This window comes from Bacillus kexueae, assembly GCF_022809095.1.
Classification (GTDB): Bacteria; Bacillota; Bacilli; order Bacillales; family Aeribacillaceae; genus Bacillus_BZ; species Bacillus_BZ kexueae.
In genome coordinates this window covers 91,322-106,136 of record NZ_JALAZE010000009.1, presented here as the reverse complement: position 1 = coordinate 106,136, position 14,815 = coordinate 91,322, and the positions used below count along the sequence as shown (strand labels likewise).

16 protein-coding genes, 1 pseudogene and 1 other annotated feature are annotated in these 14,815 nt (G+C 38.9%); of the genes and pseudogenes, 8 read left to right on the top strand and 9 right to left on the bottom strand.

The window, feature by feature from the left end; translation table 11 throughout:
• Positions 1-186 precede the first annotated feature (186 nt).
• The 3 genes from ML543_RS14130 (at position 187) to ML543_RS14120 (ending at position 1,480) form a co-directional block, all read left to right on the top strand.
• The gene (locus tag ML543_RS14130; RefSeq protein WP_243388070.1) at positions 187-747 is read left to right on the top strand and encodes a GNAT family N-acetyltransferase; all 561 of its coding nucleotides are present in this window, start codon (positions 187-189) and stop codon (positions 745-747) included.
• Positions 748-1,074: 327 nt separating this feature from the next.
• Positions 1,075-1,206, top strand: coding sequence for a YfhE family protein (locus ML543_RS14125; protein ID WP_243388069.1), 132 nt, complete (start codon positions 1,075-1,077; stop codon positions 1,204-1,206).
• 82 nt (positions 1,207-1,288) lie between these two features.
• Positions 1,289-1,480, top strand: a complete 192-nt coding sequence (locus ML543_RS14120; RefSeq protein WP_243388068.1) for a YfhD family protein — start codon at positions 1,289-1,291, stop codon at positions 1,478-1,480.
• A 58-nt stretch (positions 1,481-1,538) separates the two neighbouring features.
• On the opposite strand, the gene ML543_RS14115 is transcribed toward ML543_RS14120, so the two are convergent.
• Both ML543_RS14115 and proB read right to left on the bottom strand, forming a co-directional pair.
• A complete protein-coding gene (locus tag ML543_RS14115) occupies positions 1,539-2,786 on the bottom strand; it encodes a glutamate-5-semialdehyde dehydrogenase (protein WP_243388067.1) in 1,248 nt (415 codons plus the stop codon).
• Positions 2,783-3,904: a glutamate 5-kinase gene (proB, locus tag ML543_RS14110; RefSeq protein WP_243388066.1), complete on the bottom strand. Its 1,122-nt coding sequence runs from the start codon at positions 3,902-3,904 to the stop codon at positions 2,783-2,785. The genes ML543_RS14115 and proB overlap by 4 nt, the downstream gene beginning before the upstream one ends.
• A gap of 273 nt (positions 3,905-4,177) precedes the next feature.
• Positions 4,178-4,399 (bottom strand) — a binding site (T-box leader).
• A 122-nt stretch (positions 4,400-4,521) separates the two neighbouring features.
• Between proB and ML543_RS14105 the strand changes: the two are divergent.
• From ML543_RS14105 to ML543_RS14095, 3 genes and pseudogenes are all read left to right on the top strand, one after another.
• Positions 4,522-5,022, top strand: a pseudogene (locus ML543_RS14105) (peptidoglycan recognition protein family protein); the annotation flags it as partial.
• The gene (locus ML543_RS14100; RefSeq protein WP_243388110.1) at positions 5,005-5,577 is read left to right on the top strand and encodes a peptidoglycan-binding domain-containing protein; all 573 of its coding nucleotides are present in this window, start codon (positions 5,005-5,007) and stop codon (positions 5,575-5,577) included. The pseudogene ML543_RS14105 and the gene ML543_RS14100, both read left to right, overlap by 18 nt.
• Positions 5,578-5,636: 59 nt before the next feature.
• Positions 5,637-6,098, top strand: a complete 462-nt coding sequence (locus ML543_RS14095; RefSeq protein WP_243388065.1) for an SRPBCC family protein — start codon at positions 5,637-5,639, stop codon at positions 6,096-6,098.
• A 284-nt stretch (positions 6,099-6,382) separates the two neighbouring features.
• Here ML543_RS14095 and ML543_RS14090 read toward each other — a convergent pair whose 3' ends face one another.
• The 4 genes from ML543_RS14090 to ML543_RS14080 all read right to left on the bottom strand — a co-directional run bounded on the left by ML543_RS14090 (position 6,383) and on the right by ML543_RS14080 (position 9,373).
• Complete coding sequence (locus ML543_RS14090) at positions 6,383-6,556, bottom strand: hypothetical protein (protein ID WP_243388064.1); 174 nt, start codon at positions 6,554-6,556, stop codon at positions 6,383-6,385.
• A 10-nt stretch (positions 6,557-6,566) separates the two neighbouring features.
• Positions 6,567-6,698, bottom strand: a complete 132-nt coding sequence (locus ML543_RS16960) for a hypothetical protein (protein WP_279326684.1) — start codon at positions 6,696-6,698, stop codon at positions 6,567-6,569.
• A gap of 58 nt (positions 6,699-6,756) precedes the next feature.
• Positions 6,757-7,461: a TerC family protein gene (locus tag ML543_RS14085; protein ID WP_243388109.1), complete on the bottom strand. Its 705-nt coding sequence runs from the start codon at positions 7,459-7,461 to the stop codon at positions 6,757-6,759.
• Positions 7,462-7,915: 454 nt separating this feature from the next.
• On the bottom strand, positions 7,916-9,373 hold the full coding sequence (locus tag ML543_RS14080) for an alanine/glycine:cation symporter family protein (RefSeq protein ID WP_243388063.1): 1,458 nt from the start codon (positions 9,371-9,373) through the stop codon (positions 7,916-7,918).
• 304 nt (positions 9,374-9,677) lie between these two features.
• Here ML543_RS14080 and ML543_RS14075 point away from each other — a divergent pair, with 304 nt between their 5' ends.
• A complete protein-coding gene (locus ML543_RS14075; protein WP_243388062.1) occupies positions 9,678-10,865 on the top strand; it encodes an esterase/lipase family protein in 1,188 nt (395 codons plus the stop codon).
• A gap of 215 nt (positions 10,866-11,080) precedes the next feature.
• Here ML543_RS14075 and ribD read toward each other — a convergent pair whose 3' ends face one another.
• The 3 genes from ribD to ML543_RS14060 form a co-directional block, all read right to left on the bottom strand.
• Entirely contained in the window at positions 11,081-12,184 is a 1,104-nt protein-coding gene (gene ribD / locus ML543_RS14070; RefSeq protein WP_243388061.1) for a bifunctional diaminohydroxyphosphoribosylaminopyrimidine deaminase/5-amino-6-(5-phosphoribosylamino)uracil reductase RibD, read from the bottom strand.
• Positions 12,171-12,929: a GTP cyclohydrolase II gene (locus ML543_RS14065; RefSeq protein ID WP_243388060.1), complete on the bottom strand. Its 759-nt coding sequence runs from the start codon at positions 12,927-12,929 to the stop codon at positions 12,171-12,173. The genes ribD and ML543_RS14065 overlap by 14 nt, the downstream gene beginning before the upstream one ends.
• 342 nt (positions 12,930-13,271) lie before the next feature.
• Entirely contained in the window at positions 13,272-13,613 is a 342-nt protein-coding gene (locus ML543_RS14060; protein WP_243388059.1) for a helix-turn-helix domain-containing protein, read from the bottom strand.
• A 181-nt stretch (positions 13,614-13,794) separates the two neighbouring features.
• Here ML543_RS14060 and ML543_RS14055 point away from each other — a divergent pair, with 181 nt between their 5' ends.
• Complete coding sequence (locus ML543_RS14055; RefSeq protein ID WP_243388058.1) at positions 13,795-14,781, top strand: asparaginase; 987 nt, start codon at positions 13,795-13,797, stop codon at positions 14,779-14,781.
• Positions 14,782-14,815 lie beyond the last annotated feature (34 nt).

Genomic DNA, 14,815 nt, shown 5'->3' with positions numbered 1-14,815 from the left:
CAGAGCTATGACGAAAATTTAATGAATGGATTAGGGAAGGCAAATGGTGCGCCACCAGCAAAGCTGGTTCTAGTGGGTTCGATTCCCACCCCGAAATTTTTGATGTAACATATAAAAATTTCGAGGGTGGGTCCCAGATGAAGGTTATTTGGATTGGAATCTGCCCTTATGTATGGAGGGATAAGATTGTTAAAAAAGCGTGATCTTCATGATAGCCCAGCTTTATATGAATTAATGGTGCATCCTGATGTCTTCCCTTTTGTACGTAATAAAGCCGCTTCCTTAGAAGAGTATTTATTTATTACGAAACAAATTATTGAAGCAGAAGAAAGAGGCGAGCTTATCTCGCGCACCATTTTAGATGAATGGGGAGCACCGATTGGGACCATTAGTTTATATGATATTCAAGAAAATGCAGGCTTTCTCGGAACTTGGCTCGGTAAACCGTACCACGGAAAAGGGTATAACAAATTAGCGAAAGATATGTTCTTTCAAGAGCTGTTTTACGAATTAGGAATTGAAACAATCTTTATGAAAATTAGAAAATCCAACATTCGATCTGCAAAAGCCGCGCAAAAACTACCATATGTCGTCTTCGCGAACGAAACACGAAAATCCATCCTCGATCAAATTAACCGTGACGGAGATATTTATAACTTGTTTGAGATTTCTAAAGACGTATATACCCTTTATACGATGCGTCATCACGTGGAAACAATGGACGAAAATCATTTAAAGGAAGCTTAATATATACTATAAGACTGTGTACAATTTCGAATTAAATCGAGATAGTATACAGTCTTTTTTCATGTGTATCTTTTCGAGCACATTAGTGAGGCTATTTCTAAAGATGATTGTTATTTTTAGAACGAATAAAATTGGTGGTTCAGGGTTATTTCTACTCCTATCATGGAGCGGAGGGCACTTGACTCCTGCTAGAGCGAAAGGCGACGAATAAATAGCTTCGTACCCTACCACACAAATGATCAAAAAATAATACTTTTTTGTATGAAAAATTTTCTATTGTCGAAACTAGTTAATGCTTCACATTTGGACAGAAAGGGATGATAACAGATGAGAGAAAAAAGAAAAAAACGTGATGACAAAAATCGTAGTAACTTAACGAGCGCACAAGAAGTAACATACTCAAGGGAGTTCAAAATGGCCGACCGTGCTGGAGGATATACAGACGGACAAAATCGTTAAAAAAAGCATGAAGTGACTACATATTGTAAACGCTATGGATGAGCATTTGGCTCATCCATTTTTACTTTAAGGGGGAAGACCAATGAGTCGTCACAAAAACCGTAATAAAAATAAACAATCACTACCTCAAGTCCCAAAAGCATTAAAAAAAGAACCGAATGGAACAGATGAAGAGTATTCACAAGAAATTGCTGACCAAGCTGATTTAGAAGCACAGGCACGTTCAAATGCTGCTAATCAACGCGTTTCCCGAAAACGATTTAACAAGGGATAAATTGGTATCTCTAAAATGGAGAGGTGCTAACTTTCAACCATTAGCACCTCTTCTCCAGTTATTGACGTATTTGTCCTGTCCCTTTAATGACATACTTCGATGAAGTCATCGCTTCTAACCCCATCGGTCCACGAGCATGAAGCTTCTGTGTACTTATCCCAATTTCAGCTCCAAATCCAAACTCAAACCCATCGGTGAATCGAGTAGATGCATTATGGTAGACAGCAGCAGAATCAACTAGTTGGAAGAACAATTGAACATGTTCTTCTGTTTCAGATAAAATAGCCTCAGAATGATGCGAACCGTAGTGATTTATATGCGAAATGGCTTCTTCCACATCTTTGACCATTTTTATAGCCAATTCCATGTTTAAATATTCCGTTTCCCAGTCCTCTTCTGTCGCTAATTGCAATTGAGGAAAAGAAGCATGAATTTTTTCATCCACATGTAAAGTTACGTCATGGGCCAATAAGAGATCAATTAGTTCAATTGCATGTTTTTTTGCCCACTTCTCATGAATGAGGACCGTTTCAATCGCATTACAGACAGAAGGACGCTGCGTTTTCGCATTGAGGACAATCTCTTTTGCCATTGATACATTTGCCGTTTCATCAATGAAAATGTGGCAATTGCCCGCTCCCGTTTCTAATACAGGTACTGTCGCTTCATTGACTACCGTTTGAATAAGTTTTTTCCCACCACGCGGAATTAAGACATCTAAATATTCATTTAGCTTAAACAACTCATTTGCTGCTTCGCGACTCGTATCTTCAATGAGTTGGACAGCTTCTCTCGGAAATGAAGCATCTTCAAGCGCTTCTTGAATGACCTTTACGAGCGCTTGATTCGATCGAATTGCTGATGAACTCCCTCGAAGCAATACAGCATTAACCGTTTTTAAACAGAGAGCAGAGGCATCGACTGTCACATTCGGTCTTGCTTCATAAATCATACCGACTACCCCTAATGGAACACGCACTTTTTCAATACGTAAGCCATTTGGACGTTCGATTGTTTCAAGTACGTCACCGATTGGATCCTTTAGTTCAATTAAATCAATAAGAGCCTGGGCCATCGCTTCAATACGCTCTTTGTTTAATAAAAGTCGATCAAGGAGCGACTCGTGCATTCCTGCTTCTTTTCCTCTACGCAAATCCTTTTCATTTTCACTTAGAAGAAAATCCATATTCGATAAGAGAGACTCAGAGATCTTTTTAAGCGCATGATTTTTTTCTTCTGTTGATTTTCTCATTAAAGCTTGCTGAGCTTGTTTAGCCTTTTGCCCCTTCACAATCAATTCACTCATACGATCAACTCCTTATTTTTACATGCTAATTTATCTCGATGAATGACTTCTGGATGCACATGTTTTGTCATCTCCATCGCTGCTTTACTTGAAAGACCTTTAATTTGTGTCAATTCATTGGATGAATAGTTAACTTGACCTTTACCAATTAACTCTTGCTGTTGATTGAAAATCTCTACGACCTCTCCTTGCTTGAACATTCCTTGAACTGATTGAACACCAGCAGGTAGTAGAGATTTTCCTTCCGTTAAAATAGCTTTTTCAGCTCCTTGATCTACAACGATTGCTCCTTTCACTTCTGAATGAAGGACAATCCATTGTTTCGGATTTCTCATCGTCTCTAATCGGGAATGCCCAATATAGGTGCCGTCTCCTTCTCCTTTTAAAATTTCAAGTAGCTTATCTTTTCCACTGCCTTTTCCAATAAATACATTTACCCCAAGTGATAAGGCTGTTTTTGCTGCTAAAAGCTTCGATTTCATTCCACCCGTTCCAACTGACGAGCTTGATTCTGCACTTACCGCTGCCATCAGTTCGTCGGTTACTTCTTCAATAAAATCAATCCGTTTCGCTTGTTCATTGTATTTCGGATGGGAATCGTAAATCCCGTTTACATCCGTCAAAATAATTAACGAATCTGCGTGAACTAATCCACTTACAAGCGCAGAAAGCATATCATTATCACCAAACGTAAGCTCTTCGATGGAGACGGAGTCATTTTCATTGATTATTGGGATAACGGACCTTTTCAGTAGCTCAGCTAACGTATTGTAAGCATTTTGATATTGCTCTTTCTTTTGAAAATTCCCTCTAGTTAAAAGTAACTGAGCACACATCATGCCATGCTTTTTTAAAGCTTCCGTATACGCTTCAATGAGCAGTCCTTGTCCTACCGCCGCTGCCGCTTGCTTTCCTTGAATAGTCACAGGTCTTGTCGGATAGCCTAAATCTTTAAAACCGGCCGCTACCGCACCCGAAGAGATTAAAATGACTTCATGGCCATTCTTCTTTAATTGCATAATACTTTCAACATGTTCATGTAATTTTTCATGGGATAGGCCACCATTCACGTCTGTTAAGGAACTGCTCCCAATTTTCACTACAATTCGTTTCCCCACTTCTCTCACCTCTTTTTCGAAAATCTAATTTTATAATGTATGAACCCTAAACTCGCCCACATCTCATTCTCACGCTAGTGTTCGATAATAAGAAAAGCACAAGTCCTTAGGCGAAGGGCGCTTTAGGACCTGCGAGGAGGCTTCCATCGCCACAGCAGGGCCGAAGCGACCCGAGCTGATGGCGCTTGGAGCTAGACACCAAAAAAACTGTAAAAAGAATACTTTAAACTTAAACTTTCTGTAACAACAAACAAAAAACCCATATCCATCCTTAAAAAGGACGAATATGGGTATATATCCGCGGTACCACCTTTGTTAACTTCCTAATTTGGAAGTTCACCTCAATCCGATAACGTTGGATTACGGTTAGGTTATGAGCCTAACAAGCTCCAGGGATAGGTTCGATAGCTTATCAGCTGTGAAGCCTTTCAGCCGGTGGACTTCACTCTCTTATCGCCTAAAGTTCTATCTACTGGTCCCTTTCTTTGCATAGTACGTACATTTAATTTTATGAAACATTATGGTTTATCATTCCCTTTTTGTCAAGCACTTGTTCCGAAAAAACAATCCAACCCATAAGTTAATAGTACTGAACTATTGTAAATGAGGTGCATGAATTGAGTTATTCAATTACTCGAGATTTTATTCGTTTCGGAAAGTCTAGACCAGGAAGAACCAATAATCGAATCCGCTTTATCGTTAGTCACGACACTGGAAATCCCGTCTCAACCGCTTATGCAAATCGAACCTACTTCGATTGTTCTCAACCTTCTGCTTCCGCTCACACATTCATTGATGATAAATATATTTTGGAAATTATCCCTTTAAATGAAATTGCCTACCACGTTCGCTACCAGATAAAACTTGATAATGCGCGATTTGGGGATGACGCCAATGATGCCGCTATCGGTGTAGAGTTATGTCACGGTGGGAAGATTCAATTTGAGGAAGCTTATAAACGATACGTATGGTATCACGCTTATTTATGTCGGAAATTCAATTTGAACCCTGATTATCACATCATTTCTCATGCAACGTTGGATCCAACTAGAAGAACAGACCCAATCAATATTCTACGTACTCACGGTATTACATGGGATATGTTCATTGATGATGTAAAAGATGAGCTCGAAGGAAACAGCATCCAAAAGAAAACTAAAGCAAAAGCAACAAAAGATTCTCCTCAAGTGAAAGGCATATCCATCTCCCTCCCTCTAAAAGAAGGAGATTCTGGCTCATTTGTACGTGACATTCAAAAACAACTTCTCAAATCAGGAATCGGACTCCCTCTTTATGGAGCTGATGGTTTTTTCGGTGAAGAAACCGAACTCGCTGTCATGCGATTTCAAAGAGCCTACAAGTTACTAGTTGACGGGCTGGTAGGTCCTCAAACGATTAAAAAGCTAGAGGAAATTACTAAAAAGAAAACCGAAACAACAGATTTCCCCCTTCCTACAAACGTCTTACAAAAAGGGGACAAAGGAGAAGCGGTCAAACAGCTACAAAGAGCTTTAAAAGAAGTTCAATTTGATCCAAAATTCATCGACGGCATTTACGGAGAACTCACAGAAGATGCTGTCCTACGCTTTCAATCCATGTATCAAGCATTACTAGATGACGGCATTTACGGACCGAAAACAAGAAAGTTTCTAAACCTAGAATTAAGTGAATAAACTTCTACTATTTGGTATAATAGATATAATAATAAATACACTTGTAAAGGTGGAAACGAATGAAATCTTGGTCGAAAGAAATTGAAATTAATGCTCCGATTGAAGTTGTTTGGGAACTTTTTGATGGCTCTCTCGAAAACATGCAAAAGATTATGCCACAAGTGCTAGAGAATACGATGGTGAAAGAAACAGAAGAAAAAGTCGGATCGATTTCACGTCAAAAATATCAAGAAGGCAAACGCGTAATGGAATACGATGTCGAAACACTTGAGTATGAGAACACAACTGATTTTAAAAACTTAAAAGTTGGCTTTAATCTCGCTAACATGTTTGATATTACAGCAAAATACGAACTAACAAAAATCGATGAAAATACGACACATTTCAAATACACCGCAACGAACAAACCGCTTAAATGGTTCATTAAATTATTTCTCATGTTCGCAAATGATAAAGTTGTCGTGGAATTTGTAGAACGTGTAAAAAAGGTCGCAGAACAAGAAGTTCACGTTCACCAATAATTTCACATTAAAGAAGCCTTCCTGTTTTTACAGGAGGGCTTTTACACATTTATACACATTTTATCCATTGCATTGTGTTCGCTTTCAACATATGATGGAATCAATTAAAATTAGATGGCATTTGAAGGATTGAGGAATTAATTATGAAACTATTAGCAGTTCTCAGCATCATCATTTTACTCGTCGGTTTTGTATCCACAATGGCTCTATCAGGACAAGGTGATGACAACTATCAGGAGTCAACAAAACGCAACATTACGAATCTGACCTTGCTATATGTTGCACTAGGTGTCATTTGCACAATAGGAATTGCTCTTTACATCTGGTTGTAGCCAATTGCGCAGTTGAATTGAAATAAGTCGCACGTTCGCATGCGTGCGACTTATTTCATTCGTTTCGGGCTTTTTATTCATCACTTTCTCCTTTTTATTCATCAGTTCCGCTAAGTTATTCTTCACTTTCTCCCTTTTATTCATCAGTTCTACGCTGGTTATTCTTCACTTTCTCCCTTTTATTCATCAGTTCCGCTAAGTTATTCTTCACTTTCTCCCTTTTATTCATCAGTTCCGCCACTTTATTCTTCACTTCTGGTTTGTTCACATTCCTGATGCTAAATATAAGTAAAAGCCGTTTGGACTTTCACTCCAAACGGCTTTTTTTAAGCGGATTGTTTCATATTTGAATTCGTTGATTGTTTCGTCTTCATATAGCCAGCAATTAGGACGATAACAGTCATTGCTCCAATTAAAACATATTCCATTACTCCATGTAACGGAACAATGTTTTGGAAGTTTTGGTCACTGACGATCATTTCACCAGCCGTCCATGCTAAAATAGCTGAACCTGCATAGGCAATCCAAGCGTGTTTTTCCATCACACGAACGATAAGCTTTGAACCGAAAATGATAATTGGAATACTAATAATAACTCCTAGAGCAATCATCCCTACGTGACCATGTGCTGCCCCCGCTACGGCAATCACGTTGTCTAAGCTCATGGCTGCGTCCGCGATAATAATGGTTTTAATTGCTTTTGATAAACTACTTTGAGACTGAATATTGGCCTCTTCTTCTTCACCTACAAGTACTTTATATGCGATCCAAAGTAACAGAACGCCACCAATTAACATAACGAATGGAATTTTTAATAAGTAGACGACGATGGCTGCAAATAAAATCCGTAAGAAGACTGCACCTGCCGTTCCCCAAAAGATTGCTTTGTTTTGTTGTTCCTTTGGTAGGTTTCGTGTCGCCATTGCAATTACAACGGCATTATCTCCCGAAAGAATAATATCAATGGCAATGATTTTTAATAGGGCTACGATGGCACCGGACGATATCGCTAACCCTATCGCTTGCATCATATCCAATCGAATTCCGCTCCTTTAAATCTATTTTTTGACCTAATCTATAGTCTATATGGAATACTCTATGAAAGCAAACACAAGTTTTGGTAGCGTTATAGAGTGCAAAATGAGCGTTTAATGCCAAAAGAAACATACACGATTTTACACTCACACCCCGGACATGAAAATTTATTCTCCCCGGGGTTTCCTTTCTACCATCTACCTATCATGATCGATCATTCAGCTCATAGGTAATTTTTACTTTCACAGAAAAAGCAGCGCAAAGCGCAAGTCCTTAGGCGAAGGGCGCTGTGGCTTCCGTCGCTACAGCAGGGCCGAAGCGACCCGAGCTGATGACGCTTGGAGCTAGACACCAAAAAAACGGTAAAGAGTATACTTTAACACTTTATTGAACTTAAACTTTCTGTAACAATAAAAAAAGACTCCCTAAACGGGAATCTTTTAAATATCTTTATACAGCGTCTTCGTTTTTGTCTTTCTTGTAATCATTTACCCAGTAATCTGCGTTTTTAATCCCTAGTTTTTCTGGATCAAAGACTGGATCTAATCCTTGACGTTTTTGCTCTTCATAGTCTTTTAAAGCAATAATAGCTGGCTTGAAGAGAATAAGAATAGCGATAACGTTTAGCCATACCATAAGTCCTAAGCCAACGTCCCCTAACGCCCACGCTAATGTAGCCGTCTTTACTGCTCCGTAGAAAGTTGCTCCTAATAATACAACTTTTAAGAGGAACATCGGAACTTTATTGCTTCGACCACGCGTTAAATAAGCAATATTTGTCTCTGCCATATAGTAGTAAGCCATAATCGTTGTGAAGGCGAAGAAGAATAATGCAACGGCCACAAATCCAGCTCCAAAACCTGGTAATACTGTTTCAATAGCAGCTTGTGTATAACCTGGTCCCGCTTCTACTCCTTCAAGGTTCTCCACAATAAATGTACCTTCTGGATTTTCTACATTATACATTCCAGTGAATAAAATCATGAAGGCTGTTGCTGAACATACTAATAACGTATCAATATAAACAGAGAATGCTTGAACAAGACCTTGCTTTGCTGGGTGAGAAACTTCAGCAGCTGCAGCCGCATGTGGACCTGTTCCTTGACCGGCTTCATTCGAGTAAATACCGCGCTTAATTCCCCAAGCAATCGCTGAACCGACAATTCCACCGAAAGCAGAATCAGCGGCAAACGCACTTCTTATAATTAAAGAAATAACTTCAGGTAACTCTCCGATATTCATAAGAATAATAATTAAGGATAATAACACATACCCTAATGCCATAAACGGAACAACATATTGGGCAACCGTTGCAATACGTTTAACCCCACCAAAAATGATAATCCCGATTAAAGCAACTAACACAATTCCTGTCACAGTCGGACTGATTCCAAAGGCATTTTCTAATCCTAATGCAATGGAATTCGATTGAATCCCTGGCATGAGAAGCGCCATTGCCAAAAGTGCAGCAAAAGCAAAGATAACTCCATACCACTTCCAGCCAAGTCCTTTTTCAATAAAATAAGCTGGACCCCCACGGTATTGACCGTCTTGTTTGACCTTATAAATTTGCGCTAACGTTGACTCAACATAAGCACTACCTGCTCCGATAAAGGCAATCATCCACATCCAAAATACTGCTCCAGGTCCACCAAAGGCAATCGCTGTTGCAGTACCCGCAATATTACCAGTACCTACACGCCCCGACAAGGCGATTGATAAAGCTTGGAATGATGATACACCTGCTTCAGAGCTCTTTCCCTTAAACATTTGAACAACCATGTCTTTCACAAGTCGCACTTGTAAGAATCGTGTAATAATGGAAAAGAAAAGTCCTGCACCAAGCACTAAATAAAGCATAGGCTGGCTCCATAAAATACTTACAAGGCTGTTAATAAAGTTCTCCATTTTATTCCCCCTTTTAATTGTCAGAATTTTACCCCTATTTAGAATTATAAGAGATTATTATTTGCACTACAATAACCTCTTATATTTTTTATTAAATAGCTCTTTAGCTATTTAATATATTAAAATATTTTTATAATTTAATATTATTCTACTTCACATCAAAAAAGTTTGCAACTAGTGTAATAATTATCCAAATAACAGACAATTCAAATAAAAAACTCCAGTAAATACACTAACAAAACTGTTATTTAACAGATAATTTATACATACATATACATCATAACGCATAAAAAGAGGTGGGACAATGTCTAAACCTTATCCCGTTATTTTTGTTCCAGGTTTGTTCGGTTCCATGAGCGATGAAATTATTCCTGGTACAGGAGGATGGCATTTCGGTCTTGCTGGAATTGTGTATGAACCATTCATAAAACTATTACAAGAAACCTTGAATTTACAGTTGAATGAAAATTTATTTATCGCGTTTTATGATTGGCGAAAACCGATTGAGCATTCAGCAAAAAAATATTTATTTAAAAAAATTCAAGAAGTCAAAAAGCATACGAAGGCTAAAAAAGTTCGAATCATATGCCATAGTATGGGTGGACTCGTAACCCGAAGTTATGTACAAAGTCATTACTACAAAAAAGATGTCGACCAAATTTTCATGATTGCTACGCCAAACGCAGGATCACCACCAAACTATTGTTATTGGGCAGCAGGCTATATGCCGCTTCCTTCTGATCATGTCAATTTAGTCCACTTATACATGAAAGGCTATTTATGGTTACTAGAAAAAGAGCACCCTAATCAGCCCATCGCATCAATTCATAAACAATTTCAAGGACTTGAAAATATTCTACCTTGCTCCACTTACGGTTCGTATTTACTTCAACGAAATGAAATAGAGATGAAATGGATTACTTATGAAAACATGGAAACGAAAAATATTTTTCTAGACAAATTAAATCAAAAAGCAGGAAAAATAAAATCAAGGGGAATTTCGTTAGCAATTGTCGCTGGAGTTGGCGAGCAAACGGTGGAGGCGTTTATCACATCTCCTTATCACACAACGGATAAATGGGTTGATGGGAAAGTAATAGAAGGATTAACCACTTATCTAGGAGATAGCAACGCAACGATGAAAAGTGTGTTATCAATTGAGGGTAAACATTATTGCATAAAAGGAACTCACAACGAATTACTTTTCAAAAGCTTGCCTTTAATCGCGGATGAATTCAACGTAGCATTAACCACATCACCGAGACATGAATTAGAAACTTCCTATACGCATTACTTAATCGAAGGATGTGGGGTGATTCAATCCGATCATCTTCATCTCCTATCTCACAACAATCGGCACTTCGTCATGATTCCACATGACCATTCTATTTTTTATAAAGCCACCGAAGACGAGGAGATAACAGTACATCACAATATGAATACGAAGAAATTCACGTTAAAACGTAACGAATCCATCACCATTTCGTTTTAAAAAAAGGGTGCTTTCCAGACTTGCACAGGATGTATCGACCTCTGCGTTGGACACAGGACGTGGCCGCTTTTAGCAGAGGTTCATTCCATTATCGCTAATCAACTCGCAAGCTCGTCTGCGAAGGCTACTGATCTCAAGTAATACATCATTTCATGATCAAAAGGCAACCATGGATAAGAAAGCGACCTAAAAAAGAGGCATGAGTCTTTTCATTATTATGACTCTGCCTCTTCTTTAGTTGGATATCCAACAATCTTTACATCTGGTCCCACTTGTTCGACTGTCATGTTCTCCAATTCAATGGCGTCCGACATGTTTAAAATCCCTTCTCCTCCTAAAAAGCTTGGTGCTTTTCTTCCACCAATTAACTTCGGGGCTAAGTATAAAACGATTTTATCGACCAATCCTTTTTGGAGAAAAGCCGCGTGAATTTCTCCCCCACCTTCAATGAATAAAGAGGAAATGGAATGCTCTCCTAAAGTTGCTATAACCTCTTCGGGCGAAACTTTGTCTTCTGCCGATGTCACAAAAACTTTAACTCCCTTTAATTCGAGCTGTTCTTTTTTATCGGAGTCAAATGCTTGGCTAGTAAATACCCATGTTTCAGCTTCTTCGTCAGTTACAACAAAAGAATGAAGGGGAATTCGCAAGGTAGAGTCCATTATGACCCGAATCGGATTTCGTCCATTTGGAATTCGAGTTGTCAGTTTAGGATTATCTTCAATGACTGTTTGAACGCCAACGAGAATGGCTTGGTGCTCATTCCGAAGTTTGTGGACATCGAGTCGCGCAGCCTCCGAGGTAATCCATTTGCTATTTCCCGTTACTGTAGCGATTTTTCCATCGAGCGTCGAAGCGGCTTTCATCGTTACAAACGGTTTTTTCGTCACGATGTACTTGTTAAACACTTCGTTTAACCCACAAGCTTCTTCTTCACAAACTCCAACTGTTATTTTTATTCCTGCATCTTGTAGAATTTTCACACCCCGTCCTGAAACGAGCGGATTCGGATCTAGTGTCGCTACAACTACTTCCTTCACACCTGCTTCAACAAGTGCAACCGCACAAGGGCCTGTGCGTCCATAATGAGAACATGGCTCAAGCGTGACATAAGCCGTACTCCCTTTCGCTTTCTCCCCTGCCATATTTAAGGCATGAATTTCCGCATGAGGTTCACCCGCTTTAAGATGGGCACCAATTCCAACGATTCGATTTTCATTAACAATTACGCATCCGACAAGCGGATTTGGGTCCGTTTGCCCTTTCATAGCACGAGCATTTTCAATGGCTAGCTTCATATAAAACTCATGATTTGACATGGAGTATTGTTCCCCCTTCGCTCAAGTGACCGGATCGTTCTACCTTTGTTTGCAAATAGTTTTTATTGTACTCGGACACATCTCCCCATAAAGGAGCACGTCCAGCTACATTCATCCCCTTTTCCTCGAGAGCCTGTATCTTATTCGGGTTATTAGTCATTAATGTAATAGGTTTAGACCTCAACGCTCTTAAGACCGCAATCGCTTCTTCGTAATTTCGTTCATCATCTGAAAAACCTAACTGAATGTTTGCATCGACTGTATCATACCCATTCTCTTGTAGTACATACGCCATTGCCTTAGAAAATAAACCAATCCCTCTCCCTTCATGATTGGCTAAATAAAAAACAGCACCTGTACGGTGTTTAACAATATTACGGAGAGCTTGCTTTAATTGAAATCCACAATCGCACCTTTTACTCCCAAATATATCTCCTGTGTGACAAATAGAATGCATACGAACGAGTGCTTCTTCAGCTTGTTCAAAATCACCATAAACTAACACACTTGATTGTTGAGCATCTGCTAATTGTAATGATGGCAGTTGGTCTAAAAGCTCTTGAAAATTTTCCACTTCGCCCTTCAGCTTAAGCCAGTTATACCACTGAAAAATGACTGTTTCACCATCTAGTTGAATCGGAAGACGAACTGGTCCAACTAAATAGATGGTTTCTTCTCCAGCATCAATTTTTCGTGTCTTTTGCTCTAATAATTCTTGTACTCTATTTTTCATTTCAACTGTCATGAAACTCGTCTCCTCTTTTCTTTGTTGGCTGAAGAGTTTACAAATCTATCATTTATGTTTTACTTCCATTCTTTCAAAGTCCTTCGGGAGAAATTTTACCACATCCTCCTTTCTTGTCCTACTATTATGACTTTAAGACAACTACTTTCGTATACACTCCATTTCGACGAGGACCCCTGTCTAGGTTCATCTCCAACCTTCTACGAGCTCATTCCTCTTCAATCTCTATCGAAAAAATGACCATCAACATTGTATTTTGTTCGTACTAAAAACAACAATCTAACAGATACATATGAGAAATTGAATATTGATTCTTAAAACGTAAAAAAAGCACCCTGAATATTATTTCGGGATGCTTTCAAGTTCAAGCTGTCGCTTCGTGCGTACGAAGGCAATAACTTGAATAAGCTCTTCTTCTGATAGCGCTTGGCCATCAAGATAGATTGTCGTTTCATTTCGGGTATTTAACTCCACTTCTGGAGTAGGTGCTTTCGTTCGACCAATTAAATAATCAACGGACGTACCGAATAAATCGGCAATCGACTTTAACGCTTCTAATGAAGGTCTGCGGTAACCTGACTCATACCCAGCGTAAGTGCTTTTGGCTATCCCAAGTTGATCGGCTACATCTTGAAGTGACCAATTTTTTTGTTTCCTTAAATCGGATAACCTGTTTACGTTCATGATTCGCTCTCCTTCTTTTCCTTTCTAATTTATCGAAACAGCGTACGCGCTTTGAATTTTTCATGCTTGATTATTACCGAAATTGCCATTATAATTACTCCCATAGTACGCGTTATGCGACCGAAATGCAAGTCCATTTTCAAAAAAATTATATAATACGCATCGAGATGAGGTGTTGTTCATGAAGAAAATTTTATTACTTGCAACAGGTGGAACAATTGCTTCAGTCCATAGCGAAAATGGTTTGAAGCCTGGCGTATCCCCTGATGAATTAATTGATTTTTTACCATTTGACCGTTATGAAGTGGATAGCAAGCTCATTATGAATATTGATAGTACAAACATGCAGCCAGAGTTATGGGTAGACATTGCAAACGCCATTTATGAGAACTATGCCGATTATGATGGCTTTGTGATTACACACGGTACCGATACGATGGCCTATACATCAGCTGCCTTATCATATATGTTGCAAAACGCGGATAAACCGATTGTCATCACAGGGTCACAGTTACCAATCAAGTTTGAACGAACGGATGCTAAGAAAAATATTATTGATGCCTTCCGTTTCGCCTGTGAAGATGTCGGTGGAGTATTTGTCGTATTTGATGGACGTGTCATTATTGGTACACGCGCAATCAAAATGCGTACGAAAAGTTACGATGCGTTTGAAAGTATTAACTACCCTTATGTTGCCTATATTTCTGGTGATGAAGTTGAATATACTAATATTTTAGCAAAAGAAACTGCTGGTCCGATTAAATTAGATACCTCTTTATGCCCAGATGTTTTTCTTCTGAAACTGCATCCTGGAACGAAACCTGAAATCTTTGATTTTATTAAACAGCACTATAAAGGTGTTGTCATTGAAAGTTACGGAAGTGGTGGTATCCCTGCCCAAGGTCGCGATTTAATTCCGAAAGTAAAGGAGCTCATTAACGAAGGAATTGCAGTTGTGATCACAACACAATGTTTAGAAGAAGGAGAAGATATCACCATCTATGAGGTGGGACGTAAAATTGCAGAAGATCTCGTCATTCTATCAAAAGATATGAACTCTGAAGCCATCGTACCAAAGCTCATGTGGGTTTTAGGAAAATCAAATAATTTACTAGAAGTAAAGAAATGGATGGAAACACCGATTGCTCATGATGTGTCCATGTATTAACAAGTTGAAAGCGAGGAACGAACGTTGATTACAA

Coding starts and splice junctions, on each gene's coding strand:
- ribD (WP_243388061.1), bottom strand. CDS start 12,184: ATGTCAAATCATGAGTTTTATATGAAGCTAGCCATTGAAAATGCTCGT.
- ML543_RS14060 (WP_243388059.1), bottom strand. CDS start 13,613: ATGAACGTAAACAGGTTATCCGATTTAAGGAAACAAAAAAATTGGTCA.
- ML543_RS14095 (WP_243388065.1), top strand. CDS start 5,637: ATGAAATCTTGGTCGAAAGAAATTGAAATTAATGCTCCGATTGAAGTT.
- ML543_RS14115 (WP_243388067.1), bottom strand. CDS start 2,786: ATGAGTGAATTGATTGTGAAGGGGCAAAAGGCTAAACAAGCTCAGCAA.
- ML543_RS14055 (WP_243388058.1), top strand. CDS start 13,795: ATGAAGAAAATTTTATTACTTGCAACAGGTGGAACAATTGCTTCAGTC.
- ML543_RS14080 (WP_243388063.1), bottom strand. CDS start 9,373: ATGGAGAACTTTATTAACAGCCTTGTAAGTATTTTATGGAGCCAGCCT.
- ML543_RS14075 (WP_243388062.1), top strand. CDS start 9,678: ATGTCTAAACCTTATCCCGTTATTTTTGTTCCAGGTTTGTTCGGTTCC.
- ML543_RS14120 (WP_243388068.1), top strand. CDS start 1,289: ATGAGTCGTCACAAAAACCGTAATAAAAATAAACAATCACTACCTCAA.
- ML543_RS14065 (WP_243388060.1), bottom strand. CDS start 12,929: ATGACAGTTGAAATGAAAAATAGAGTACAAGAATTATTAGAGCAAAAG.
- ML543_RS14085 (WP_243388109.1), bottom strand. CDS start 7,461: ATGATGCAAGCGATAGGGTTAGCGATATCGTCCGGTGCCATCGTAGCC.
- ML543_RS14125 (WP_243388069.1), top strand. CDS start 1,075: ATGAGAGAAAAAAGAAAAAAACGTGATGACAAAAATCGTAGTAACTTA.
- ML543_RS14100 (WP_243388110.1), top strand. CDS start 5,005: ATGTTCATTGATGATGTAAAAGATGAGCTCGAAGGAAACAGCATCCAA.